This is a genomic window from Pseudomonas sp. PB120 (genome assembly GCF_009761815.1).
GTDB lineage: Bacteria > Pseudomonadota > Gammaproteobacteria > Pseudomonadales > Pseudomonadaceae > Aquipseudomonas.
This window is the reverse complement of sequence record NZ_RWIN01000058.1, coordinates 1-24917: the sequence shown is the minus strand read 5'-3', so window position 1 is coordinate 24917 and position 24917 is coordinate 1. Positions and strand designations below refer to the sequence as shown.

The window sequence follows — 24917 nt, the reverse complement described above, 5'->3', positions numbered from 1 at the left end:
CGTTCCGACGATGGTCGTTCAGACAACGCGTTCATCCTGACTTGGCGCGTTATCGTTGACGTCCATCGCCAGCAGGCTGGCTCCCACAGGGGGTATGTGTGCGCCAGAAATCAGGCCGGTTTTCAGGCCACTGCGCAATGCCTGCGTTCGGCCATCGTGGTTTAACGGGGCACCTCGATCAAAAGCAAGGCGAGGCGGCCTTCAGGCCGACCTGGTTCTTGCGGGTGTGCCCGGTTCAAAAATGTGGGAGCCAGCCTGCTGGCGATTGCGGCCTGACGGCCACCCCGATTTCCCGAATGTACCGGGTTCACTGTAGGAGCGAAGCTTGCTCCGGGCGGCGTTCCGACGATGGTCGTTCAGACAACGCGTTCATCCTGACTTGGCGCGTTCTCGTTGACGTCCATCGCCAGCAGGCTGGCTCCCACAGGGGGTATGTGTGCGCCACAAGAATCAGGTCGGCTTTAAGGCCGCCTTACGGTTTCGGCTATGGTCAGCGGGTCGATGATGATCAGACCGTCGTCGCCTTCGATGATCGTCATGTTGGCCACATCGAGGCCGCGCACCTGATCGGGCAGGGCCGCAATCGCCATCGGACAAAAACCATGCAGGGCCGCTATCCTTGCCGGATGTTCATCGAGCGGGTTTGCCCATGCTTCAGGTTCGCGGCGTCTTCAAAAGCTACGCCACTGCACAAGGTCCGCTGCCGGTGCTGCAAGGTGTCGACCTGACGTTGAAACCCGGCGGCAGCCTGGCGCTGATGGGTGAGTCCGGCAGTGGCAAAAGCACGTTGCTGCACCTGATCGCCGGGCTCGACAAGGTGGACCGTGGCAGCATCCACAGTGGCGAGCACCGGTTGGAGCAGATGAGCGAAGGGCAACTGGCGAATTGGCGCCGCACCGAAATCGGCCTGGTGTTCCAGCAGTTCAACCTGATTGGCAGTCTGCGGGTCGAGGACAACCTGGCGTTTCAGGCGCGGCTGGCAGGTCGGCATGACCCACGCTGGCAGGCGCACCTGGTGCAACGCCTCGGGCTGGGGGACTTGCTGCGGCGCTATCCGGAGCAACTGTCCGGTGGTCAACAACAGCGCGTGGCACTGGGCCGGGCGCTGGCATCGCAGCCGAAACTGCTGTTGGCCGATGAGCCCACCGGCAGTCTCGATGAGGCGACCAGCGACGAGGTGCTGAAGTTGTTGCTGGAGTTGCTTGACGACAGCCCGACGACGTTGCTGATGGTCACCCACAGTTCGAAAGTCGCCGCGCGCCTGGCGGACCGAGTGGTGCTGCACGGTGGTTGTCTGGCTGGCGCGGACGAGCGCTGAGGTGCGGGTCTTTCGCGAAACGTTGCGGGCACTGCTCAGCCACTGGCGGCAGCACCCGGTGCAATTTTTCAGTGTGCTGACCGGATTGTGGCTGGCCACCAGTTTGCTGACCGGTGTGCAGGCGCTCAACAGCCATGCACGGGAAAGCTACGCGCTCGCCAGCCAGTTGATCGGCGGCGAACCCCAGGCCAGCCTCAGTGCGCCCAATGGCGGGACCTTCTCTCAGCAGCTGTTTGTCGACTTGCGCCGTGCGGGCTGGCCCGTGTCGCCGGTGTTGCAAGGTCGGCTGACGATCAAAGGTCATGAAGAGCAACGCTTGCAGTTGATGGGGATCGAACCGGTGTCATTGCCCTCGGGGGCGGCGGTGGCCGGGAAGGCGTTGGCAATCGAGCAGATCGTTACGTTTTTTAGCCCGCCGGGCAGTACCTGGATTTCGCCGCAAACCCTGCAAGGGTTGGGCGCGCGTGAAGGGGAGCAACTGTTCAGTTCGGACGGTGTGGCATTGCCGCCGCTGCACGCTCAGGCCGACATGGCCCCCGGTGTGTTGCTCGTGGACATTGGCTTCGCGCAGCAGATTCTGGGGTTGCCGGATCAGCTGTCGCGTCTGTTGTTGCCCAAGGATTTCTCTGCGACCTTGCCGGACCCTTTCAAGGGGCAGTTGCAGCTCAAGACCAGCGGCGAAGAAAACAACCTGTCGCGCTTGACCGAGAGTTTTCACCTGAACCTCGATGCCTTGGGGTTTTTGTCGTTTGTGGTGGGTTTGTTCATCGTGCACGCGGCGATTGGGCTGGCGCTGGAGCAGCGTCGCGGCTTGCTCAGGACCTTGCGCGCCTGCGGCGTCAGCGCGCGAATGCTGATTGCCTGCCTTGCGGTTGAGCTGGGCGGCCTGGCATTGATCGGCGGGCTCGCGGGGGTTGCCAGCGGCTACCTGCTGGCCAGCGTGTTGCTGCCGGATGTCGCCGCCAGTCTGCGCGGATTGTACGGCGCCGAGGTGCCGGGGCAGCTGAGCCTCAGCCCATTGTGGTGGTTCAGTGGAATCGGCCTGAGCCTGCTTGGCGCATTGCTGGCCGGTGCCAACAGTCTGCTACGAGCGGCACGCCTGCCGTTGCTGGCCCTGGCCGATCCGCAAGCCTGGCATCAAGCCCATGCCCGCTGGTTGCGGCGCCAGGGATGGGTGGCGGCGGTGGCTGCGCTGATCACGCTGGTCGCGTTGATCTGGGGCGACAGCCTCGCCAGCGGTTTTGTGCTGATGGCCGCGCTGCTGCTCGGCGCCGCATTGGCGTTGCCGGTGGTATTGAGTCTGGTGTTGAACCTGGTGCTGAGCCGCAGCCGCTCGGTACTCGGTCAATGGTTTCTCGCCGACTGCCGCCAACAACTGCCGGCCTTGAGCCTGGCGCTGATGGCGCTGCTGCTCGCGTTGGCGGCCAACATCGGCGCGGGCAGCATGACCGCCGGGTTTCGCCAGACGTTCAGCGACTGGCTCGAACAGCGCCTGACCGCCGAGCTCTACCTCACGCCGCAAAACCCGGCCCAGGCCAGAGAACTCCATGCCTGGCTCAAACAGCAACCGCAACTGACGGCGGTGCTGCCCAATTGGCAGGTGTCGATTCAGCTCCTAGGCTGGCCCGCCGAAGTGTTTGGCGTGATCGATCACCCGACCTATCGCCAGCATTGGCCGCTGCTGGAGGCCGTGGGCGACAATCCCTGGGACCGACTGGCCAAGGACGATGCGCTGATGCTCAGCGAGCAACTGGCCCGGCGGCTGAAGGTGCGCCTGGGCGATCACTTGACGATCCCCACGCCGAACGGCGCCTGGTCGCCGCGGATCGTCGGGATCTACGCCGACTACGGCAATCCCAAGGGCCACCTGCTGGTCAACATCAACCATTTGCTCCGCGGCTGGCCGCAGCTGACACCGAACCGTTTCAACCTGCGCATCGAGCCGGCGGCGATCCCGGCGTTTCTCAAGGCGCTGCAAGCACGCTTCGCCCTGGACGACAGCCGCATCGTCGATCAAGTCCGGCTCAAAGGCTGGTCGAGCCAAGTGTTCGAACGCACCTTCGCCGCCACCGCCGCGCTGAACAGCCTGACCCTGGCCGTCGCGGGCGTGGCGTTGTTCATCAGCCTGCTGACCCAAAGCCAGAGCCGCCTGGGACAACTTGCCCCATTGTGGGCGTTGGGTGTGACGCGCCGGCAACTGATGCTGCTGAACCTGGGGCAAACCTGGTTGTTGGCCGTGTTGACGCTGGTGCTCGCCTTGCCATTGGGCATCGCGCTGGCCTGGTGCCTGGACGCGGTGATCAACGTGCAGGCGTTCGGCTGGCGGTTGCCGCTGCGGGTGTTTCCGCTGCAACTGTTGCAGTTGATGGGGCTGGCGCTGCTCGCGACCTTGCTGGCGTCGGCGTGGCCGCTCTACACGCTGTATCGCACGCAACCGGCCGATCTGTTGAGGACGTTTGCCCATGAGGATTAAGGCCTGCGCATTGCTGCTGATCCTGATGTTGAGCGGCTGCGATGACTCGACGCCGGTCGAAAAAGGCTTCGCCGGTCTTGGCGGGGAAGCCGCCACGTTTACTCCGGTGGTGCCTGGCCGAGTGTTTAGCTTCCCGGCGGATCACGGCGCTCACGATGGTTTTCGCATCGAGTGGTGGTACGTCACCGCCAATCTCAAGGATGAGCAGGGCCGTGAATTCGGCGTGCAATGGACCTTGTTCCGCAGTGCGTTGAAAGCCACGCCCGAGGTGGCGGGCTGGGGCAACCAGACAATCTGGCTGGGCCATGCGGCGGTGACGTCGGAGACGGTGCATCACGCCGCTGAGCGCTACGCCCGTGGCGGTGTCGGTCAGGCCGGCGTGAGCGTGCAACCCTTCAACGCGTGGATCGACGATTGGCAGTTCAGCAGCCAGGATTCTGCGGCATTGGACGATCTGCAACTCAGCGCCCGCGACAAGGGTTTCAGCTATCAACTGCGGCTCACGTCCATACGCCCGCTGGTGCTTCAGGGCGACAAGGGGTTCAGTCAGAAATCCGAACAAGGCCAGGCGTCGTATTACTACAGCCAGCCTTTTTTCCAGGCCCGTGGCACGCTGGAAATCGACGGTCAGGCCTATCAGGTCAGCGGCCCGGCCTGGCTCGACCGCGAGTGGAGCAGCCAGCCGCTGACCGCCAATCAGACCGGTTGGGACTGGTTTTCGCTGCACCTGGACAGCGGCGAACAGATCATGCTGTACCGCATGCGGCAAAAGAACGGCGAACCTTATCTGACGGGCACCTGGATTGACGCTCAGGGCCAGACCCAGGAATTGCACGGCGCCGACATCCGCCTCACGCCACACGACACCGCGACTGTCGCCGGCCGTTCGATGCCGGTGCGCTGGTCAATCCAGATTCCCGGCAAACACCTCGACATCACCCTTGATGCCCTGAACCCCAAGGCCTGGATGAATTTGCGCATTCCGTATTGGGAAGGGCCCGTGCGCCTGAGTGGCAGTCATGCAGGGCAGGGCTATCTGGAAATGACCGGTTATTGAATCGGAACTCTCGCGCCAGCGATGGCCTCCTAAGTCAAGAGGCTCATTCACAGGAGTCCGCCATGAGCGACGACCTCAAACCACCTGATCTTGATTCCTGGCAGCGCCTGTTCGAAGACAAGGCCTATTGGCAGCAATCACCGGACGCGCACTACGCTGAACTCTTGCGAGTGGCCAACGATTTACTGGGGCAGGGAGCTATCGACCTTGATCAATGGAAAGCCCTGATGACCAAGGCCGAGCAATCCCACAAAGACTCACCCGCCGTGAACGTCGCCCAAGCGGTGGACGACCCTGAGGCATGAGACGCAACGAACGAGGTATTGTCGCGAGAAACTGCAAACATCTGATGAGCGTCTATGCTCCTGTGCACGGTTGGCGCTGACCTTTGGAGCGGTCGCCGACTGTTGCCATTCATTAACAGGGAAAGTACGACTCATGAAACTCCACGCACTGACTAAAGCCATCACCCTCGCTACCTTGCTGTCGGCCGCCAGCCTTAGCGCCATGGCTGCGGACATTCCGCTGTCTGCCGTCGTGGTAGCCGATCGGGTGGACACTGAGGTATTGGCGGTCGACGCCGCCAATCATCAGGTCGTCCTCAAAGGGCCGGAAGGCCAGGAAGTTCCGGTACAGCTGACCGATAAGGCCAAGAACCTGGGCAAACTGAAAGTTGGGGATAAAGTCAGGATCGACGTCACCCATTCGGCCGCGGCCTACCTCGACACCGACGTCGACAAAGGGCTGCCAGGTTCTACCGAGCGTACCGGCGAAGTCCGCGCCGGCAAAGACAACCCGAACCCCGGTGGCGAGGCGTATCGGCAGGTGCAGGTCCAGCTGCTGATCACCAAAATTGATCTGGCTAAAAATCAGGTAACCCTCAAAAACCCGGCCGGGCAGTCGAAAACGCTCGATGTCGAACGGCCAGAAGTTCAAGCGAAACTCAAAGACTTGAAAGTCGGGCAGAGCGTCGTAGTGACCTATACCGATATTCTGAAAGTGACAACCCAGCATTAACTCTACGTATTGATCGTTCTTGTACAGTTTCATGTATAAGAACGATCCGTTTTAATGAGGGGGGTGTCGAAGTGTTCTGGCAGGGTATGACGACTGACATTTTTTTTAACATTGTGTCGATAAATTTCATGTTTAAGCACGCGGACATTTCCCGAAACTTCTATTAAAATGCTGACCGTTCGCCCAGTGTCGGGCTCTTTACCGGTGCATGGATTGCCGAGGCCATTTCACTGGGCGGACACCCTCTCTAGAATGGTCTTCTGGGAGCGTATTTAAAAAAAAACGGGCGATCATTTGATCGCCCGTTTTTTATTGTCCGGTTTTAAGGATAAGAACAAGGTGCTGAGCGTATTGCTGCGTTAACGCCGTTTTCCACTAGAAGCTGATAGCTTTAGTAATAATTTCGCGTGTATGTTTCTTGTTACATATTCAGCACCGTACCTGTCGGGCTGATTTGTTGAGTGGCTTCAGCCGACAAGAACCGGATTACGCCAGTCATCATGCCCAGAAGTACTGGATGCCAAGTTTGTCCAGGTGATTTTTCGGTAGCTGAAGTGCACGTCTTCAAGCTGGGCGAAGTGCGAGGTCGCCGGGTCCTGGCAGTTGTACATATAGTCTTTGATACGAACGATGACTGCGTCTTCCAGCGTGGTGGTGTAGTAGTGTTGCTGGCCGGCTCCAACGCTCCGGTACCAATGGATTTCAACTTTGGTAATGGGCTCGCCGCTACACAGTGCCGCCATCAGGAGGGGTGAAGCCTTATCAAACCCTTTGGTAACCACAAAAGGTTTGTGTTCGCGCAGACCGGTCGGTTGACCGGACTGCGCGTCGATCGGTCGCATCACTTCATGGCTCACCGCCTGCACCATGGCCATGTCTGCGAATTCTATCTGGAAGGATTTGCCAACCGATTCCGGGGTAGACACGCCAGACGTGATCAAACCTTGTTTCTCGCCCGTAACGGACATATACGCGGGTGAAGCCATGGATGCTCTCCTTGCTAACTACGTGAAGGGCCAAAAGTCGGTATTGGCCGGTCCCTCACAGTTAACAATGTGCATGCCAAAAATAAAAAAACCTTTTATATCAATAATATAAAACGTTTTCTGTTCGAATTCTGAAATATACAGAGAGGGTTCTCATGCATACGCGCAAGGAGTTGCGCAGCACTGAGCAATTCCTCGTGGAGGCTCTTGCAGCCTTCTGCAGCCATAGTCTTCAATCAACAGGTCGCGCGCTTTTTACGGAGTGGTGTTGCGCCACCTCTAGCACATCAAGGCCATGCGCCAGCAACCAGCGAATGCGAATGACCGCTGAAACAAACTGGCACCGCGTAAGGTCCATCACTCAGGTCGCTCGTACGCGGGTGAACCTCCGAACAAACCCTGGAATGGAGTGAGAACGACATGAAAATCCTGATGGTTCTAACGTCCCACGATCAATTGGGTAATACCGGCAGGAAAACAGGCTTCTGGCTGGAGGAATTTGCCGCCCCGTATTTCGCCTTTAAAGACGCCGGTGCACAGCTGACCCTGGTATCGCCCAAGGGCGGCCAGCCACCGCTGGACCCTAAGAGCGATGAGCCGGATGCACAAACTGAAGCGACCAAGCGCTTTCGCAAAGACGCCGCCGCTCAATCGGCCTTGGCTTCGACTGCGCTGTTAAGCAGCGCGAGGGCCGACGATTACGACGCGGTTTTCTATCCCGGTGGTCATGGCCCGTTGTGGGATCTTGCGGAGGATAAAAACTCGATCGCGCTGATCGAAGCGTTTTACAAGGCCGGGAAGCCGGTCGCGGCGGTCTGCCATGCACCCGGTGTGTTGCGGCATGTCAAAGGTGCGGACGGTCAGCCCTTGGTCAAGGGCAAGCGGGTGACGGGGTTCACTAATAGCGAAGAAGACGCGGTGCAGCTGACGGATGTCGTGCCGTTTCTGGTGGAAGACATGCTCAAGGAGAAGGGCGGAATTTATTCCAAGGGCGATGACTGGGCGAGCTATGTGGTCACGGATGGCTTGCTGCTGACGGGGCAGAACCCGGCCTCGTCGGAAGCGGCGGCCGAAGCACTGCTCGCAAAACTGAAGTAAACACAAAACCCGTGTAGCAGCTGGCGCAGCCTGCGTCCGGCTGCGAAGCAGTCGTAACTCAGCCGCCGCGGTTTTTCAGAAAAATCGTGGGTGCAGGTTTGCGACTGCTTCGCAGCCGGACGCAGGCTGCGCCAGCTGCTACAGGTTCGCGTTATGTCCTTAGAGGGGAGAGGTTGAGCGCGGCGTAGCATTCGGCAATGGAGCGCCGCTGGGTTTCGGCATACAAACCCAGTTCGTCAATGGTCGACTGCCCGAGTGCCTTCTCGAACGCCTGCTGGTTCGAATGCACGCCATAGTGGGTTTGCGCCGCGTCCCCCAGGTTCGACTGAAAAATTCCCGCGGCACTGACCGGCAGGAAGTCTTCATACACCAGCGGTTCCACCTGCAAATGCCCGTCATTGACCAGTTCGTCAAGCGACGCGGTCTTCAGGTCGCCCACCGCCAGGCCTTTTTCCGTGACGAAGTAGCGAAAGTACGCCAGTTCCTGTCGGCGCATGCCTTCGTAAGTGTCAGGAAATTCGCCGAAGTGTTGCGCCATCAGCGCGTTGTAACGCGCAGCGTTGGCTTCGTTTGGGAAGTCCTTGAGTTCGTCCCGGGCTGCATTGAGCAAGCGGTCGTAAAGCGCCCGGCCTTTGGGGGTCAGAGCGGCACCCCGTTGCTCGATTTCACCAAAGCGTGCGCTGTGGCTGCCCCGGGTGTCCGTTTGATCGGTAAAGGCAATCGGTTCGTCCAGGGCCTTGAAACTGGTCTGACGCAACAGGATCGGGCACTGGCGGCGCGGCGGGCCTTCGATCACGGCTTTGGGGGTAATGCCGTGGGCCGGCATTTGTGCCTGGACGATGTCGATGTCCAGCGTGCGCGGTGTCAGGTGGTTGATGTGCGGACCTTTGAACGCCACCACGTCGGCGATCAGGCGATGCTGGGCGCTCAACTGCTGATACTGCTCGGCGGTGACGGTGGCGCTGTGGTGCCAGCGGAAAGTTTCCAGTGCCTGTTCGACGAAATTCTGTGCATCTTTTTCGCTAAGGCCGCCATCGGTTTCGGCGCGTTCAATGAGTGCCAGTGCCGCGGGTGTGAAGATGGAACGCTGGGCCAGGGTCGATTCGGCGAAGGCTCGCAGTTCCAGGTCTTCGATCAGCTCCAGGCGCAGCAGCGAGGTAAACACCCGGAATGGGCTGACTTGCAGTGCCGCTTCATGCACCGCGCGAAACGCGGTGGAATGCACCGGCACGCCGGCCGGGGTCAGGTCGTAATAGCCCACCGGCTGCATGCCCATCACCGCAAACAGCCGGGCCAGGGTGGCCAGTTCGGCAGCGGTGCCGACACGGATCGCGCCGTGACGTTCGAGATCCAGGCGCTGTATTTCGCCGGTGCTATTCAGTTGCCGGGCGATTTGCGGGTGGTTTTCCAGCACGTGGTGGTTGGTTTGTTCCACCAGTTCCATCAGCGCGCCGTACAGCGGTACTTCCTCGCGGTACATGTCGGACATCGCTTTGGAAAAGCGCTGGCGGATCAGGTCGGGGCTGATGAAATCGGGATGGCTCATGAAAAAAATTCCTGGCGCGGTGACGTGAAGGATGCAGGAAAAGATCGCAGCCTTCAGCTGCGCCGACAAACGAAGAATCTTACGAACTTCATTCTGCCAAGGACTGGATGCAGTCGCAGAGTTCCCTGTAGCAGCTGCCGAGCTTGCGAGGCTGCGTTCGGCTGCGCAGCAGTCGTAAACCTGCGCCCACGGTCTGTCTGGAATACCGATTCGCCTGACTTTACGACTGCTTCGCAGCCGAACGCAGCCTCGCAAGCTCGGCAGCTGCTACAGGTGAACTCGCGGCTACTGTTATACCGGGAGCTGCGAGCGCTGCGAGGCCAGGAACTCCCGGTACAGGCGCGCTGTACCCGACGGGTACTCGACCATCGGCATATGGCCGATGTGGTCCCAGATTTCCACCTTGAGATCGGCGATACCTTTGCTCCAGACCGCCACGCTGCTGACATCGATCAAGCGGTCCTTGCGCCCCCACAGCAACAGCGCCGGGACCGTGATGGCGGGGAGTTTGGGTTCCATCGGCGGGCTGGCGCGGAAGTCGTTGAAAATCTCCTCCAGTTCTTCGCGCTGCTGTTGATAGCGCTGGGCAATGGCGTCGAGCACCACCGCCGGCACCCATGGCGGCTCGGCCATGGTCATGGCATAGAAGCGTCTGAATTCTTCTTTCGAGTGAATCAGGAACGGGTTATGGCCCTTGGCCAAATGCCGTTCCAGGTCACTGGCTTCGGGGGACGTGACCCCGGCGGGGTCGATCAGCGCGACCGACGCGATCCGGTCCGGGTAAGTGGCCGCCAGCCACGCCGCGATGTAGCCGCCCATGGAGTTGCCGATGACATGGACTTTCTCGACGCCGCACACATCGAGCAACTGAATCATCCGCTTGGCCTGTAACGGAATGTCATAACCACCGCCGGCCTTGAAGCCGGTTTCGCCATGGCCGGCGATGTCGGGGATGATCACTCGATAATGGCCGACAAAGTGGCGGGCAAAGCGCAGCCAGATATTCTTGTCGGCGCTGTAGCCGTGGAGCATCAGCACACTGCTGGACGCTTCGTAGGGGCCGCCTTGCCAGGTCGAAACCGTCATCTCGGTGATGGGTACGACGATCTTGTGCAGCCGATACAACTTGGCCTCCACGGCCATATTGAGGTCGTAGAGCCAATACCCGATCGCCGGGTAACTCAACCAGCTCCAGGCCACGAAAACCGCTATCAGGACTACCAGCACAAGCATCAGCGTCTTCCTTTTACGTGATCAGGACAGAATGTGGTCGGCGGGTTTCAGCGCCCGGGTCAGTCGGTGATAACTGAAACTGAACCCCGGAAACATGGCAATCACATGACCGCTCTTGCTTTGATACCAACTGTGGCAGCCGCCCGATTTCCACACCGTGCGCTCCATCTCTCGATGGATCATTTCAGTGTAGGTACGTTCTGCCTCGGGGCGCACTTCGATGCTGCGTAAACCCTGTTCTTTCAGTGTGCGGATGCAATCGAGGATGTAGTTCATCTGCGACTCGATGATGAACAGCGCCGAGGTGTGACCGATGCCGGTGTTGGGGCCGGTCACGATGAACAGGTTGGGGAAGTCCGGCAGGCTGGTGCCCAGGTAGGCACGCGGGTAGGTCGCCCAGAAATCGCTGAGTTGCTTGCCGTTTTTTCCGGTCACCGGGTAGGAAATGACCCCGTCGGTGGCGTCGTAACCGGTGGACCACACAATCAGGTCAAGGTCGATGTGCTGGCCGTCCTGGGTGACGATTCCGGTTTCATCAAGGGAGGCGATCCCTTGCTCACGGCTGTGCAGGGTGACATTGGGCCGACCCAGCGCGGGGTACAAGGTGCTCGAGACGATCACCCGTTTGCAGCCGATGGTGAAATCCGGGGTCAGTTTTCGTCGCAACTCAGGGTCGGGGACCTGCCGCTTGAGGAAGCGCAGGGCGTGTTGCTGGACCAAATGAATCGCCGGTTTCGAGTATTTGAACGCGATGACCCGTGTTTCGAATTGCCAGTAAATCATCCAGCGCAGCAGTTTGTAGGCCGGTTTGAGGCCTAGCAACCAGCGCTGGAACCGGCCGAAACGGCGGTCAGCCCTGGGCAAGACCCAGTGCGGCGTGCGCTGGAACACGTGCAATTGCTCGACCTGCGGGGCAATCGCCGGGATCACCTGAGCCGCACTGGCGCCGCTGCCGACTATCGCGACACGTTTTTGCCGATAGTCGTAGGCATGATCCCAATGGTTGGTGTGAAACGTCTTGCCCTGGAACCGCTCCTGTCCAGGAAAGCGGGGCACAACGGGTTGGCTCAGCGGCCCGGTGGCGTTGATCAGGAACTGCGCATGAAACGTGCCTTTGCTGGCGGTGTGCACCGCCCAGCGCTTGCCCTCGTCGTCCCATTCGATGCGCTCGACATTCGCCTCCAGCTCCACTTTGTCGCGCAGCCCAAAGTGTTCCACCACATGCTGGGTATAGCGATGCAGTTCCGCCTGTTCAGCGAACATCTGCGTCCAGCGGTAGGGCGCGAAAGAGAGTGAGTAAAGCGGCGAGGGCACGTCGACCGCCGCACCGGGATAGGTGTTCTGGCACCAGGTGCCGCCGAAGAAGTCGCGCCGCTCCAGCAGGCGAAAATCGTCGATGCCTGCCTTGAGCAAATTGATCGCAGCGCACTGGCCGCCAAATCCGCTACCGATGATCAACACCTGAAAGGTCTGCATGGGTCTCCGTTATTTCGTGACGGATCAAAACCTTCCTTCATGTATAGCCAATTGTGGGAACAATGTTCCTGCTCTTGTAGGAACGTTGCTTGCTCGCGAAGAATTTAAACGCGGTACATCAGGCCATCCGTGTCATCGTTCTTCGCGAGCAAGCATTGCTCCTACGGTGATGGCTATTTAACGTTGCCCTGATAGACTCCGAGCACACGCCACCCTGATTCTCAGGTTCCGTTCAGTGGCAAGAGGCCCCTATGGGAAATGCGGGAGTAAAAGGACTTTCACTGGCCAGACGGCTCTATACCTCGCGAACCCTGGGGTTGCTGCTGGGGCTTTTGTGCGTCAGCGCAGCGATGTACCCGCTGGACCCTGCGCCCTGGGTCTGGGGAATGATGCTGTTCAACGGACTGCTCTGGCCGCATTTGGCGTATCAGTGGGCCCGTCGTTCCCAAGCGCCTTATCACGCTGAACACCGCAACCTGCTGGTGGACGCTTTTCTGGGTGGTTTCTGGGTCGTCGCCATGCAGTTCAACCCGCTGCCCAGCGCGACTACCATTGCGATGATGGCGATGAACAACGTGGCCATCGGCGGCTTGCGTTTTTTGTTGGCGGGCGGTGTCGCGCAGTTACTCGGTATCGGCGTCGGCTATCTGATTTTCAGGCCGGTGTTTGTCCCTGAAACCAGTCAATTGCAGTTGTATGCCTGTTTACCCTTGATGTGCCTGTATCCACTGGCGTTGGGCTGGATCTGTTTCCGTCAGGCCCACACCCTTGGGCGACAAAAGCGAGAATTGCTGGCGCTGAGTCGCACCGACAGCCTCACCGGGCTGCTTAACCATGGCGCCTGGAAGGATCAGCTGGAAATCGAGTTTCAGCGCTGCCGGCGCCAGCACCAGGGCGGGGCGATTGCGCTGATTGATATCGACCATTTCAAGACCATCAATGACACTTATGGCCATGTGGCCGGTGACATTGTGTTGCGCCAGCTCAGCAAGATGCTCAAGCAGAACCTGCGCGCGACCGATGTTGCGGGGCGTTACGGCGGCGATGAGTTTTGCGTGATTCTTCCAGACCTGCCGCTCACCAGCGCGGCGGTGGTCATGGATGCCTTGCGGGATCGGTTTGCCACGCTGGGCTACGAACAGAGTCCGGCGTTGAAAGTCAGTCTGAGCATTGGCCTGTCTGCCTTCAACCCGGCGCACACCGACGCAACCCTTTGGCTCAATGACGCCGATCAGGCGCTGTATGAAGCCAAGACCACTGGCCGCAATCGGGTGATTTGCGGCAGTGGGGGTGAGCCCGAGCGTGAGATGCTTGATTCGGTTTAGAGGCGTAGCTGAAGACGCCATCGCGAGCAGGCTCACTCCTACAGGGATCGATGGTGAACACAAGTAGTTCGTTCACTGTAGATCCCTGTAGGAGTGAGCCTGCTCGCGATGGCGTCGGATCGGCCTATACGATCTAAACCTTTACTCTTTAACGCTCATAAACTCTTCCGCCCAATGGATGTATTCCTCAGGCTGGGTGTAGGTATGCGTCAGTTCCGTCGCGCTCAGGTCCGAGGTCTGGGTCAATATCTGCCGTTGTTCACGCAAGCTGTCGTAAGTCGCCTTGATCGCGGCGAAGTAGGCGCCATGGCCATCGATGGTGACGCGCACGCCCAGTTCGGCCAGGCGCTTGTCGTCGCGTAGCGCCGGGTTGCCGTAGGTCACCAGCATCAATGGCACGCTCAGGTGCTCGGCGATTTTCTCGAGTTGGTCGAAGTCCTGCACACCCACCATGCAAATCCCGTCCGCGCCGGCGTTCTGATATTGCCGGGTGCGGTTGATGATTTCCTGGATCGGCAGGATGCCGGCGTTGGTGCGGGCAATGATCGCCATTTCCGAATCGCACCGGGCCTCCAGTGCCGCACGGATTTTGCCGACACCTTCCGCCACTCCGATCAGGTCGGTGGATTTGCGGCCGAACTGGGCCGGCAACAGGGTGTCTTCGATGGTCAGGGCGGCCACGCCGGCGCGCTCCAGTTCGACGACGGTGCGCATCACGTTCAGCGCGTTGCCGTAGCCGTGGTCGGCGTCGGCAATGACCGGCAACTGGGCGACACGACCGATGCGGGTGGCCTGCTCGGCGAATTCGCTGAGGGTGATCAAGGCAAAGTCAGGGGCGCCCAGTACCTGCAACGAGGCGACGGAACCGCCGAGGATGCCCACTTCAAAACCCAGGTCAGCGGCAATGCGCGCCGACATCGGATCGAAGACCGATGCGGTGTGGTAGCAGGTGTTGGACGCGAACAATTCACGGAAGTTACGGCGTAAATCTTGATGGGAAAGCCTGGACATACGAGTTCCACCACTGCAATGGGAATGGAAAGGCTTGAGCAAAAGTGTCAACGCCGAAAGAACAAAAGGCTATCACGCGGAAGGAGGGAAGATGATGACGAATTTGCGTGGGCGATGGACTGTCGTCGATTACGCCGCCACGGACTGTTGTAACTGATTGAACAGCGTGACCGCGCGAACCGAGTCACCGGGTTGCAGCTGGAGGCGCCTGGCCGTGAGGCGGTCGACGATCAGGCTGTTGCCCAGCAGCCTTGCCCTGGCGGCGGTGATGCGGCAGTTTTCCAGGCGACGATTGTGGATCAGCCACACGGGCGCCTGATCGTCCGGGGTGCCAAGTGTCAATGTCAGCGCCTGGCTGTCGCGCACCGTGCGAATTCTCGACACCGGTGCTTCGATGACCGGGCCTGCGTCGAAGATGTCGATGTAACCCTTGTGGGCAAATCCTTCGGCGGTGAGGATTTTCAGGGCTGGCTCGACGTTGGGGTGAGCCTTGCCGATCACGGCCTGGGCCTGTTCAGTGAGCAGGCAGGTGTACAGGGGTTGGCGTGGCATCAGTTCGGCGATGAACGATTTGCTGCCCAATCCGGACAAGTGATCGGCGTGGCTGAAATCCATCTTGAAAAAGTGCCGGCCCAGGCTGTCCCAGAACGGTGAACACCCTTGTTCGTCGGCCTGGCCGCGCAACTCGGCGATGAGTTTGTCGCCGAACAAGTGAGGGAATTCGGCGACGAACAACAGGCGCGCCAACGACAGCACTCGACCATTATTGCCCTGGCGCTGGTCGGGCCGCAGGAACAGCGAACAGAGTTCCGATTGCCCGGTCATTTCATTGTTCAGGAAGAGGGTCGGGATCTGGCGCTGGATACCCAGGTCCGGTGACGAACTGACCGTGAGCCCGACCCGGTAGTTGTACCAGGGCTCACGCAGACCAACGGCCCCCGACAGGGCGCTGATGCCCACCACGTGCTGATCCTCGTCTTCGAGTACGAACAGGTAGTCGGCATCGGCCCGCTCGACCTGCCCGGCGAACGTCCTTTGCGTCCAGCGCACCCGGTGGGCCAGGCGGTCTTCGTCCGCCGGCAAAGGCGTAAACCCGCGGCCTGCTTGCCGTGCCAGCGCAAACAGGGCAGGCAAGTCGGTGATGTGAACCGGGCGGACGATCATGATGAAGCTCCTTCTTCGTACCGGTTGTGGCGCATTCGCTCGATACGGGGCCCGAGACTGCTCACAAGGCAATCAGCCGGATCTGGCGGGTGTCGGTTACGCCCAGGGCCGCAAACATCCGGGCATCCAGGCCCACGGTTTGCCCACCGTTGTAATCCAGTTCGGCGACAATCGCCCGAAAGTTATGCAGCGAGTCGTTGCTGACCAGATACCTGCCTCGTGCATCGATGGATGCCACCGATTTGGCGGTGACGGTCTGGCTTTGCACAATGGAACGGATGCCACTGAGGCGGGCGTAAAGGGTCGGGCCGCCGTCGAACAGATCGATGTAGCTGTTGGTTTCAAATCCTTCGCGTTCGAGGATATCGAAGGCTTCCTGGCCATCGGGATGGATTCGACCGATGCAGTCCTGGGCCGCTTGCGGCAACATCGGCACATAGATCGGGTAGTGCGGCATCAGCTCGGCGAGGAACGTGCGGCTTTCCAGGCCACAGAGTCGCTCGGCCTCGGCATAGGGCAGGTCGAAGAAATGCTTGCCCACCGCATCCCAGAACGGCGACACGCCTTCATCTGTGCTGTAACCGACAATTTCGGTGATTGCCGCTTCGGCAAAGCGTCGTGAGTGAGCGGCGATGAACATCAGTCGCGCCCGCGACAGCAACTCCGAATACGGTGTTCGCACCAGCGCCGCATCAATATGAAAACCTCGCAGCAAGGTGTGCCCACTGAGGTCATGACACAACGACAGCGCCGGCACGCCATGTTCGATGTTCAGTTCCCGCGAGGCGCTGGTGAAATGCCGGTTGCGCAAGCTGTAGAACGGTTCGTTGAAACCGGCGGTGGCGAGGATTTCGGAGCAACCGGCCAGACGCTCGGTCGCCGGGTCCTCTAGCACGAAGAAATAGTTCTCCGGGCCGTGCGCCTGGACGTCTGTTTCGAAAGAAGTGCAAGAGTCGAGAATTCGCTCGCACAAACGATCGGCGTCGTCGGGCAATGAAGTGACGCCCACCAGGCTCTCGCGAGCGAGCCGTTGCAGCTCGGGCAGGTCGGTTAATTTGACTGGACGCAAGACCAGCATGGATGCACTCCTGTATCAAAGGGCTCGGTGGTGCCGAACCTGACTATCACTGTCGGTTTCCATGCATTACATCGGCGGTTGCCTGAAGGGTGTCAGGCGCCGCTCTTTTTTAGCCATTGGACGAGGCGGCCCGTGCCATTTTTGGGCTCCGGTTTCTCGGGGCTGGCGCTCATCTTTCTGGATAGTGGCACATTGATTTGTGCCGTCGGGACAGGAGTATTTATTTAACGAGTCGTCCCTGTCTAGTTTATTTTTGTGTGGTTTTCCCGTGCCCTGAAACAAGACGAAAACCCCGCATGATCGGGGCTACAGGGACATCGATTGGCTTTGTAGGCCATTGCCTAAAGGTCTGTCAGAGATACCCGTTTTTAGGGGGGAAACAGGCCTTTCGTTCCAGGCCGCCGATTGAAACGAAATGCCCCCAACCACGTTGCTTGCGGCACAATTACGCGAGTATTGGCGCCTTGGCGTCATTTCCCCTTCCCAGCGACCGAGTGAACCCTTCGTGCAAGCGACACGTTTGACCCTGATCTGCCACGCTCGAACCGTCGCACAGAAATTGGCGCGTTTTCCTACAGATGAGCCGGTGGAAATGGATTGGCAATCGGCGAGGGGGGCGCGGGCGGTGTTGTTCAATAAACCGCCGCGCCTACTCTGCGGCCCGGAACGGCGGACCCGGGAAACCGCCGAGCTTTTCGGTAACGATGCGCAGATCGTCGCGGCGTTGGGCGATTGCGATTTCGGACGCTGGAAAGGTCTGCGGATCGACGAGGTGCAAAAATCCGAACCGGAGGCGCTTCAGGCGTGGCTCGATGATCCGCATTCGACGGCTCACGGTGGCGAGTCGGTGATGCGACTCGGTCAGCGGGTGGCCGACTGGCTGACGACCCTGGAGGCCACGCCGGGGCACATTGTCGCCATCACCCATCCGTTCGTCATTCGCGCGGTGTTGACACAAGTGCTGCAAAGCACGGCGTTCAACCTGATTGATGTCGAACCGCTGTCTGCCATCGAATTGCGCTTTACCGGCCGCTGGCGGTTGCGCCTGATCGATACCATCGTTGAAGGAGCCCCGTGATGAAAAAGCTTCTGGTGATCGGTATCGGCGCCGGCAATCCCGACTACATCACGATGCAGGCCGTGAAGGCACTGAACCTCGTCGACGTGTTTTTCCTCATGGACAAGGGGCAGAGCAAAGACAAACTCATCGACCTGCGCCGTGAGATTTGCGAGCGCTACATCACCGGGCGTGACTACCGTTTCGTTGAAGCCCATAGCCCGGAACGTGTACGCGGCGATGTGGACTACACGGCCAGTGTCGAAGATCTGAACAGTGCCAAGCAGCGCACCTTCGAACGGCTGATCAATGAGGAAATGACCGACAACCAATGCGGTGGTTTTCTGGTGTGGGGCGATCCGGCGTTGTACGACAGTACCGTGCGGATATTGCAGGCGATTCTGGCGTCTGGCCGGTGTGCCTTCGAGTTCGAGGTTATTCCCGGGATCACCAGCGTCCAGGCCCTGGCGGCGCAACACAAGGTGCCGCTGAATCGCATCGGGCGGTCGGTCGAAATCACCACCGGCCGGCGGTTGGCGGCGGGGCAGGTCAGCGATGCCGACAGCGTGGTGGTGATGCTCGATGCTGAAGATTCCTACCATCGGGTGGCGGACGGGGAGACGGAGATTTACTGGGGGGCTTATCTGGGGACGCCGGATGAGATTTTGATCAGTGGCAAGCTCCGGGATGTGGCGGATGAGATCGAGCGGGTGCGCAAGGCGGCGCGGTTGGCCAATGGCTGGATTATGGATACGTACCTGTTGCGAAAGCCTTGAAATCGCGGTGTCTGGGTTGACGCCATCGCGAGCAGGCTCGCTCCCACAGGGATCGAGTAAGCACTTGAGATCCCCTGTGGGAGTGAGCCTGCTCGCGATAGGGCCCGAAAGCACACCTCAGGAAATGGCCTTGACCTCCCGCCCAAACCGCTCCCGATACACCGACGGCGGCACACCGACCACACTGCGAAACGCCACCCGGAAACTCTCGACCGAGCGATAACCGCAGCGCTCGGCAATCTGGTCGGTGTTCTGGGTCGTGCTTTCCAGCAACTCACGAGCGCGCCCCAAGCGTTCATGTTGCAACCACGTCTTGGGGGACAGGCCGCTGGCTTCGGTGAAGCGGCGCAGAAAGGTCCGCTCACTCATTGCCGCCTCGCTCGCCAGGTCGCGAACCTCCAGCGGTTCATGCAAGCGTTCGCGCGCCCACTGCATCACGCGGGAAAGGTCGCTGCGCGGTGTAGGACTGACCGGGGTCGGAATGAATTGCGCCTGGCCGCCCGTACGTTGCGGCGACATGACCAGCCGCCGCGCCACCGAGTTCGCCACTTGAGTGCCGAAGTCCCGCGCCACGAGGTGCAGGCAGGCGTCGATGCCGGCCGCACTCCCGGCCGAGGTGATCAACTGGCCCGAATCGACATACAACACGTCCGGGTCGACCAGGATGTTCGGGAAGCGCTCGGCCAGCTCGGTGGTGTAGCGCCAGTGCGTCGTGGCGCCGTGACCGTCGAGCAGTCCGGTGGCCGCCAGCACGAACACCCCCGAGCAGATCGACACCAATCGCGCGCCCCGGGCATGGGCCTGGCGCAGGGTCATGAGTAACGCTTCAGGCACCGGCGCGTGGCGGTCGCGCCAGCCCGGAATGATGATGGTCCGGGCGTCCTCGAGCAGTTCCATGCCGCCATCGGCCAGCACCTGAATACCCCCCATGGCCCGCATCGGGCCCGGGTCTACGGCGACGATGCGATGGGTGTACCACGGGAAATCAAATTCCGGCCGCGCCAGGCCGAAGATCTCCACGGCGATACCGAACTCGAAGGTACAGAGGCCGTCGTAGGCCAGGATTGCGACCAATCCAGGGGTGGGCTGCATTTGGCGGAAAGTTCCCGGTGAGTGTCTTGTGCGCCACTGTAGCGTCAAGCAGCGCCCGGATAAAGTCTTCCTGCACCCACCGAAACTTTGGAGTACAGCCCATGACCAGCCTGGTCCGCGCCATCCCCGCCGCCCCATCGGCCATTGCCCTGATGCACTTCAGCAACCGTCTGACCTTCGAAACCGATTGTTCCGACGTCTTTGGCAGCCAAGAGGCCGGGGAGGTGGATTTCATCCTCGTCGATGTGCGCGGCCCGCTGGCGTTCGAGCGGGGGCATGTGCCGGGGGCGATCAACATTCCGGGCCGTCTGCTCACTGCCGAAGCCCTGGCGGTGTACCCGACATCCAGCCTGTTTGTGGTCTATTGCGCCGGGCCTCATTGCAACGGCGCAAACAAGGCCGCCGTGAAACTGGCGGCGCTGGGTTACCCGGTCAAAGAGATGATTGGCGGGGTGACCGGGTGGCTGGATGAAGGGTTTGAGTTGAGCGTTTCGGCGCAACGCCCGGCCACGAATGCAATAGGTTGCGAATGCTGAAGTTCAAAAGTCGCCGAAAAACCGTGGCGAGGGAGCTTGCTCCCGCTGGGCTGCGAAGCGGCCCCATTTTGAGCAACCCGACTCACTTGTGAACGCGTGCAGAAGTTTTGCGGCTGCTTCGCAGCCGAGCGGGAGCAAGCTCCCTCGCCACAGGTTAGTGCTTGCCTGAAGCCGCTGACCACCACTGATCCAGCGTCGCCCTCAACCAGTCAAAAACGACGGCATGGGCGGCGCTGTCCTGTGGCTCCCGTGGCAGTGGCGATTCCTCGGCAAAATGCGCGTTGAGGATCGCCACCGAGGCAGCATTCCATTCCGGATGAAACTGCAGTCCGACCCGCGTCGGCCCGACGCGATACATCTGTTGTTCACACTCATCGCTGCTGGCCAGTAATTGCGCACCGGGTGGCAGATCGATTGCGTCTTCGTGCCATTCCAGCACCTTCAAATCTCCGCCATCGGCGAACTTCACTCGGGTCCAGCCGGTTTCTGGCCGATCCATCCGTCGCACGGTCCCGCCCAGGCTCAATGCCAGCAACTGCGCCCCCAGGCAAATGGCAAACACAGGCGCACCTTGCGCCAGACTGCCCGCCAGCCATTGGCGTTCGGTCGCCAGCCATGCTGGCCCGGCATTCGATTCGTAAGGCCCGCCCAGCACAATCACCGGCGCACCGCTCACTGGAGGCAGTTGGTCGAGGTCTGCCCGAAACACGTTGAGCGTCAATCCCCGGGACACGGCCCAGTCACCAATGGCCCCCGGACCTTCAGCGGGGTGATGCTGAACGAGGTTCAACGTGCGTGTCTCACCGTTCATGCTTGCCACTTTTTCATAAGTATTTGTCGCCTATACACAATTTACCGGCCTGAAGCCGCTCTAGACTGCCGCCCACTTCGGTCGACACCTACAAGAAAGCTCTGACCGAAAGCTACCAATCGAACGCTGCCAATAAAAGCCTCCGTACACAGGAGTTATAAATGAAGAAGCTAGTGATGTTCGGTGCCCTGGCACTGTCGATGTTGTCCCTGACCGCTGTGGCCGAAGACGCCAAGCCGATCCGCATCGGTATCGAAGCCGGTTACCCGCCATTCTCGATGAAAACCCCTGACGGCAAACTGACCGGTTTCGACGTCGACATCGGCGACGCCCTGTGCGAGCAGATGAAAGTGCAATGCACGTGGGTCGAGCAAGAGTTCGACGGTCTGATCCCGGCCCTGAAGGTCAAGAAAATCGACGCCATCCTGTCGTCCATGACCATCACTGACGATCGTAAAAAGAACGTCGATTTCACCATCAAGTATTACCACACCCCGGCGCGCTTCGTGATGAAGGAAGGCACCGACGTCAAAGACCCGCTGACCGAGCTCAAAGGCAAGAAGGTCGGTGTGCTGCGCGCCAGTACCCACGACCGCTTCGCCACTGAAGTGCTGCAACCGGCCGGCATCGTTCTGGTGCGCTACGGTTCGCAGCAGGAAGCCAACCTGGACATGGTGTCTGGCCGCGTTGACGCGCTGCTGGCTGACTCGGTCAACCTGGACGACGGTTTCCTGAAAACCGACGCCGGTAAAGGTTTCGCGTTTGTGGGCCCTGAGTACAACGATCCGAAATACTTCGGTGGCGGCGCCGGCATCGCCGTGCGCAAGGGCGATACCGCCCTGGCCGAGAAATTCAACACCGCCATCACCGAAATCCGCGCCAACGGCAAGTACAAGCAAGTGCAGGACAAGTACTTCAAGTTTGACGTTTACGGCGAGTAATCGAGCTGTTTAAAAAGGTGGCAACCGTTGACGCGGTGGCCACTTTTTTTATGCTTGCTTTCTATTGAATTGAATTGAATTGAATTGAATTGAATTGAGATACCTGTGGGAGCGAGCCTGCTCGCGATGGCGGACTGACATTCAACATTGATGTCGACTGAAACTACGCCATCGCGAGCAGGCTCGCTCCCACATGTTGAATTTCGCCGTCCCAGCATTCAGGAGCCTCACATGCAACGCATCGACCATTCACTGCCCTGGAGCCACCTCGGGAGCGAACGCACACTCAGCGTTTTTCGCTTTGGCGCCGGCACCCGCAAGGTCTACATCCAGGCCAGCCTGCACGCTGACGAACTGCCGGGCATGCGCACTGCCTGGGAGTTGAAGAAACGCCTGGCCGAACTGGAAAACCAGGGGCAACTGCAAGGCGTGATCGAACTGGTTCCGGTGGCCAACCCCATCGGCCTCGACCAGCACCTGCAAGGCAGCCACATGGGTCGCTTCGAACTGGGCAGCGGCAAGAATTTCAACCGCTCGTTCGTCGAACTCAGCGCACCGGTCGGCGCCTTGATCGGAGATCGCCTGGGCGACGACGCGGCAGCCAACATTGCGCTGATTCGCCAGACCATGGGCCAGGTCCTCGACGATTTGCCGGCACCGGCCTCGCAGCTGGAAGCCATGCATCGCTTGCTGCTGCGCCACGCCTGCGACGCCGACATCACCCTCGACCTGCATTGCGATTTCGACGCTGCCATCCACATCTACGCGTTGCCGCAACACTGGCCGCAATGGCAGTCCCTGGCCGCGCGCCTGAAAGCGGCAGTCGCGTTGCTCTGTGAAGATTCCGGTGGCAGCTCGTTCGACGAATCGTGCTCATCGCCGTGGCTGCGCCTGGCCAGTGCGTTCCCCAACGCCGCGATTCCGCCGGCCAACCTGGCGACCACGCTTGAACTGGGCAGCATGGGCGATACCCGGGTTGATCAGGCACAGGCCAATTGCGAAGCGATTCTTGGCTTCCTCGCCGAGCAGGGTTTCATCAAAGGCTCCTGGCCGGCGGCACCGAGTGAATGCTGTGAAGGCATGCCGTTCGAAGGCACCCAATACCTGTTTGCGCCGCATCACGGCGTGGTGAGTTTCCTGCGCGATTCCGGGGAGTGGGTGGAGAAGGGGGATGCGTTGTTTGAAGTGGTCGATCCTTTGAACGACCGGGTCACGACCGTTTGTGCCGGGACCAGCGGTGTGTTGTTTGCGATCGATCGTGGGCGCTATACCCAGCCGGGCACGTGGCAGGCGAAGGTCGCGGGGCGCGAGGCGATTCGGGTTGGGAAGCTGATTAACGATTGAAGTTCTTTGTTGTTTTTGCGGGCCCCATCGCGAGCAGGCTCGCTCCTACATTTGGAATGCATTTCGACTGTAGGAGCGAGCATGCTCGCGATGGCGATACCAGCAACAGCCAAAATCCCCCAGCAAGCTTCACGGTGTTAGGCTCACCCCCAAACCCTGCGCACCCGAAGGAACGCCCATGTTGAAGTTTTTCGCCCTGCTGGCATTGCTGGCGTCTGCCACCGTTCACGCTCAAACCCCACTGCAAACCGATCTGCCGCTCAACTACCTGGAGCAGGCCAACCCTGAATCTCGTAACCAGCCGCTGGTGATTTTTCTCCACGGCTACGGCAGTAACGAGCAGGATTTGTTTGGCATCAAGGATGAGTTGCCCGCGCAGTACACCTATCTGTCAGTGCGCGCGCCGATGGACATGGAGAAGGGCAGCTACCAATGGTTTCGCAAAAAGGGCGAAGGTGCCTACAACGGTGAGACAGACGATCTGAAGTCCAGCAGCCAGCGGGTGCTGGATTTTGTCGCACAGGCAGTGAAGAAGTATCACACCGAGGCGAACAAGGTCTTCCTGGTGGGCTTCAGCCAGGGTGCGATCATGTCCTACGAAGTGGGCTTGCGTCATCCCGAAGCCGTGGGCGGGATTGCCGCGTTGAGCGGGCGGATTCTGCCGGTGCTCAAGTCCGCGCTCAAACCGGATGAAAAGCGCCAGGCGCTGGCGATTTTCATTGGTCATGGCACGGCGGACAAACGCTTGCCCTTTGTTGACGGCAGTGACGCCAATCGCGTGTTGCAAGGCCTGGCGCTCAAGCCTGAGTTTCACGCCTACCAGGGTCTCGGTCACAACATCAGTGCCGCCGAGATCGAGGATTTGAATGCCTGGCTGCAGCGTCTCAACCCCTGAGCCTTATTTGCCGCTGACGATCTGCTTGATCAGGGTTTCGTGGGCGGCCATGTCGGCGGGGCGGGAAATGATCTGAACCACGGCCATGCGTGTGCCGGAGGCCGCGATCAGCGTTGAGTTGAGGGTCATGCCACCCCCTTGTTTGGCGGTGCCGTCAATTTGTCGAATACCGAGCCCGGTGCCTTTTTGGGTCAGGCTTTTTTCGCTCAATTTGTTGTAGTCCGGCAGGGCTTTGCGCTGTGAGGTGTCGAAATCGGCCAGGGTGCCGTCGAGAAACGCACCGTCATTATCCTTGACCTTGACGCCTGCGGGGAGGCTGTTTTCGGCGGCGATCACTACGGTTTTGGTGGTCGAGTTGCTGTACATGGTGCCGCTCGCTCCCGACGGGCTGGCCGGCAGCGGGTTGGCGATAAAGCCCTTGGGCAGGTTGAACGTGAACTTGCCGCCCAGCATCGAGACCTTTTGCGCCGGCGCCTCGCTGGACGTGGCACTGGCCGCCTGCGCATTCAACGTCCCCAGACTGGCCGCCGCCATCAGCAACAGGACGGCGGCTTTTTTACTCAACAAAAACATGTGAATTCTCCAGGGATGATCGCGCGGTGAGGGCAATCATCCCATGGAATGCAATTTGTAGCAGCTGCCGAACACTGCATGCTGTTGTAGCAGCTGCCGAGCTTGCGAGG

At 60.1% G+C, this 24917-nt stretch carries 24 protein-coding genes; 13 read left to right on the top strand and 11 right to left on the bottom strand.

Annotated elements, in window-relative coordinates; all coding sequences use genetic code 11:
* Positions 1-461: 461 nt before the first annotated feature.
* On the bottom strand, positions 462-590 hold the full coding sequence (locus tag EJA72_RS29265) for a hypothetical protein (RefSeq protein WP_256679687.1): 129 nt from the start codon (positions 588-590) through the stop codon (positions 462-464).
* Between the two features lie 59 nt (positions 591-649).
* Here EJA72_RS29265 and EJA72_RS12835 point away from each other — a divergent pair, with 59 nt between their 5' ends.
* The 5 genes from EJA72_RS12835 (at position 650) to EJA72_RS12815 (ending at position 5865) form a co-directional block, all read left to right on the top strand.
* Complete coding sequence (locus EJA72_RS12835; protein ID WP_157711814.1) at positions 650-1318, top strand: ABC transporter ATP-binding protein; 669 nt, start codon at positions 650-652, stop codon at positions 1316-1318.
* Position 1319: 1 nt separating this feature from the next.
* Positions 1320-3791 carry an FtsX-like permease family protein gene (locus EJA72_RS12830; protein WP_178129339.1) on the top strand — a complete coding sequence of 824 codons (2472 nt, stop codon included), beginning with the start codon at positions 1320-1322 and terminating at the stop codon, positions 3789-3791.
* Complete coding sequence (locus tag EJA72_RS12825) at positions 3781-4848, top strand: lipocalin-like domain-containing protein (protein ID WP_157711813.1); 1068 nt, start codon at positions 3781-3783, stop codon at positions 4846-4848. The genes EJA72_RS12830 and EJA72_RS12825 overlap by 11 nt, the downstream gene beginning before the upstream one ends.
* Before the next feature lie 62 nt (positions 4849-4910).
* On the top strand, positions 4911-5153 hold the full coding sequence (locus EJA72_RS12820; protein ID WP_157711812.1) for a hypothetical protein: 243 nt from the start codon (positions 4911-4913) through the stop codon (positions 5151-5153).
* Between the two features lie 133 nt (positions 5154-5286).
* A complete protein-coding gene (locus EJA72_RS12815; RefSeq protein WP_157711811.1) occupies positions 5287-5865 on the top strand; it encodes a hypothetical protein in 579 nt (192 codons plus the stop codon).
* Between the two features lie 467 nt (positions 5866-6332).
* Here EJA72_RS12815 and EJA72_RS12810 read toward each other — a convergent pair whose 3' ends face one another.
* Positions 6333-6851: an Hcp family type VI secretion system effector gene (locus EJA72_RS12810; RefSeq protein ID WP_157711810.1), complete on the bottom strand. Its 519-nt coding sequence runs from the start codon at positions 6849-6851 to the stop codon at positions 6333-6335.
* Between the two features lie 420 nt (positions 6852-7271).
* On the opposite strand from EJA72_RS12810, the gene EJA72_RS12805 reads away from it, so the two are divergent.
* Positions 7272-7949, top strand: a complete 678-nt coding sequence (locus EJA72_RS12805) for a type 1 glutamine amidotransferase domain-containing protein (protein ID WP_157711809.1) — start codon at positions 7272-7274, stop codon at positions 7947-7949.
* Positions 7950-8100: 151 nt separating this feature from the next.
* On the opposite strand, the gene EJA72_RS12800 is transcribed toward EJA72_RS12805, so the two are convergent.
* The 3 genes from EJA72_RS12800 to EJA72_RS12790 form a co-directional block, all read right to left on the bottom strand.
* On the bottom strand, positions 8101-9495 hold the full coding sequence (locus EJA72_RS12800; protein WP_157711808.1) for a VOC family protein: 1395 nt from the start codon (positions 9493-9495) through the stop codon (positions 8101-8103).
* A 291-nt stretch (positions 9496-9786) separates the two neighbouring features.
* The gene (locus tag EJA72_RS12795; RefSeq protein ID WP_157711807.1) at positions 9787-10728 is read right to left on the bottom strand and encodes an alpha/beta fold hydrolase; all 942 of its coding nucleotides are present in this window, start codon (positions 10726-10728) and stop codon (positions 9787-9789) included.
* A gap of 21 nt (positions 10729-10749) precedes the next feature.
* Positions 10750-12204 carry an NAD(P)/FAD-dependent oxidoreductase gene (locus tag EJA72_RS12790; RefSeq protein ID WP_157711806.1) on the bottom strand — a complete coding sequence of 485 codons (1455 nt, stop codon included), beginning with the start codon at positions 12202-12204 and terminating at the stop codon, positions 10750-10752.
* Positions 12205-12455: 251 nt separating this feature from the next.
* Between EJA72_RS12790 and EJA72_RS12785 the strand changes: the two genes are divergently transcribed.
* Positions 12456-13529 carry a diguanylate cyclase gene (locus EJA72_RS12785; protein WP_157711805.1) on the top strand — a complete coding sequence of 358 codons (1074 nt, stop codon included), beginning with the start codon at positions 12456-12458 and terminating at the stop codon, positions 13527-13529.
* A 141-nt stretch (positions 13530-13670) separates the two neighbouring features.
* Here EJA72_RS12785 and EJA72_RS12780 read toward each other — a convergent pair whose 3' ends face one another.
* From EJA72_RS12780 to EJA72_RS12770, 3 genes are all read right to left on the bottom strand, one after another.
* Positions 13671-14540, bottom strand: coding sequence for an oxaloacetate decarboxylase (locus EJA72_RS12780; protein ID WP_157711804.1), 870 nt, complete (start codon positions 14538-14540; stop codon positions 13671-13673).
* 129 nt (positions 14541-14669) lie between these two features.
* On the bottom strand, positions 14670-15704 hold the full coding sequence (gene astA, locus EJA72_RS12775) for an arginine N-succinyltransferase (protein WP_157711803.1): 1035 nt from the start codon (positions 15702-15704) through the stop codon (positions 14670-14672).
* A gap of 61 nt (positions 15705-15765) precedes the next feature.
* Positions 15766-16782 (bottom strand): arginine N-succinyltransferase, encoded by a 1017-nt coding sequence (locus EJA72_RS12770; protein WP_157711802.1) that lies wholly within the window; start codon positions 16780-16782, stop codon positions 15766-15768.
* Between the two features lie 505 nt (positions 16783-17287).
* On the opposite strand from EJA72_RS12770, the gene EJA72_RS12765 reads away from it, so the two are divergent.
* Together EJA72_RS12765 and cobF are read left to right on the top strand one after the other, a co-directional pair.
* Positions 17288-17860: a histidine phosphatase family protein gene (locus EJA72_RS12765; RefSeq protein WP_178129340.1), complete on the top strand. Its 573-nt coding sequence runs from the start codon at positions 17288-17290 to the stop codon at positions 17858-17860.
* Positions 17860-18615 carry a precorrin-6A synthase (deacetylating) gene (cobF, locus tag EJA72_RS12760; RefSeq protein ID WP_157711800.1) on the top strand — a complete coding sequence of 252 codons (756 nt, stop codon included), beginning with the start codon at positions 17860-17862 and terminating at the stop codon, positions 18613-18615. The genes EJA72_RS12765 and cobF overlap by 1 nt, the downstream gene beginning before the upstream one ends.
* A gap of 117 nt (positions 18616-18732) precedes the next feature.
* Here cobF and ftrA read toward each other — a convergent pair whose 3' ends face one another.
* Entirely contained in the window at positions 18733-19707 is a 975-nt protein-coding gene (gene ftrA / locus EJA72_RS12755; RefSeq protein WP_157711799.1) for a transcriptional regulator FtrA, read from the bottom strand.
* 101 nt (positions 19708-19808) lie between these two features.
* Here ftrA and EJA72_RS12750 point away from each other — a divergent pair, with 101 nt between their 5' ends.
* Positions 19809-20243 carry a rhodanese-like domain-containing protein gene (locus EJA72_RS12750; RefSeq protein WP_157711798.1) on the top strand — a complete coding sequence of 145 codons (435 nt, stop codon included), beginning with the start codon at positions 19809-19811 and terminating at the stop codon, positions 20241-20243.
* A 154-nt stretch (positions 20244-20397) separates the two neighbouring features.
* Here EJA72_RS12750 and EJA72_RS12745 read toward each other — a convergent pair whose 3' ends face one another.
* Complete coding sequence (locus tag EJA72_RS12745) at positions 20398-21054, bottom strand: type 1 glutamine amidotransferase (RefSeq protein WP_157711797.1); 657 nt, start codon at positions 21052-21054, stop codon at positions 20398-20400.
* A 161-nt stretch (positions 21055-21215) separates the two neighbouring features.
* Between EJA72_RS12745 and EJA72_RS12740 the strand changes: the two genes are divergently transcribed.
* From EJA72_RS12740 to EJA72_RS12730, 3 genes are all read left to right on the top strand, one after another.
* Entirely contained in the window at positions 21216-21995 is a 780-nt protein-coding gene (locus EJA72_RS12740) for an ABC transporter substrate-binding protein (RefSeq protein ID WP_157711796.1), read from the top strand.
* Between the two features lie 231 nt (positions 21996-22226).
* Positions 22227-23339, top strand: a complete 1113-nt coding sequence (locus tag EJA72_RS12735; RefSeq protein WP_157711795.1) for a succinylglutamate desuccinylase/aspartoacylase family protein — start codon at positions 22227-22229, stop codon at positions 23337-23339.
* 178 nt (positions 23340-23517) lie between these two features.
* Entirely contained in the window at positions 23518-24234 is a 717-nt protein-coding gene (locus EJA72_RS12730; RefSeq protein ID WP_157711794.1) for an alpha/beta hydrolase, read from the top strand.
* 3 nt (positions 24235-24237) lie between these two features.
* Here EJA72_RS12730 and EJA72_RS12725 read toward each other — a convergent pair whose 3' ends face one another.
* Positions 24238-24807 carry a hypothetical protein gene (locus EJA72_RS12725; RefSeq protein ID WP_157711793.1) on the bottom strand — a complete coding sequence of 190 codons (570 nt, stop codon included), beginning with the start codon at positions 24805-24807 and terminating at the stop codon, positions 24238-24240.
* Between the last annotated feature and the right edge of the window lie 110 nt (positions 24808-24917).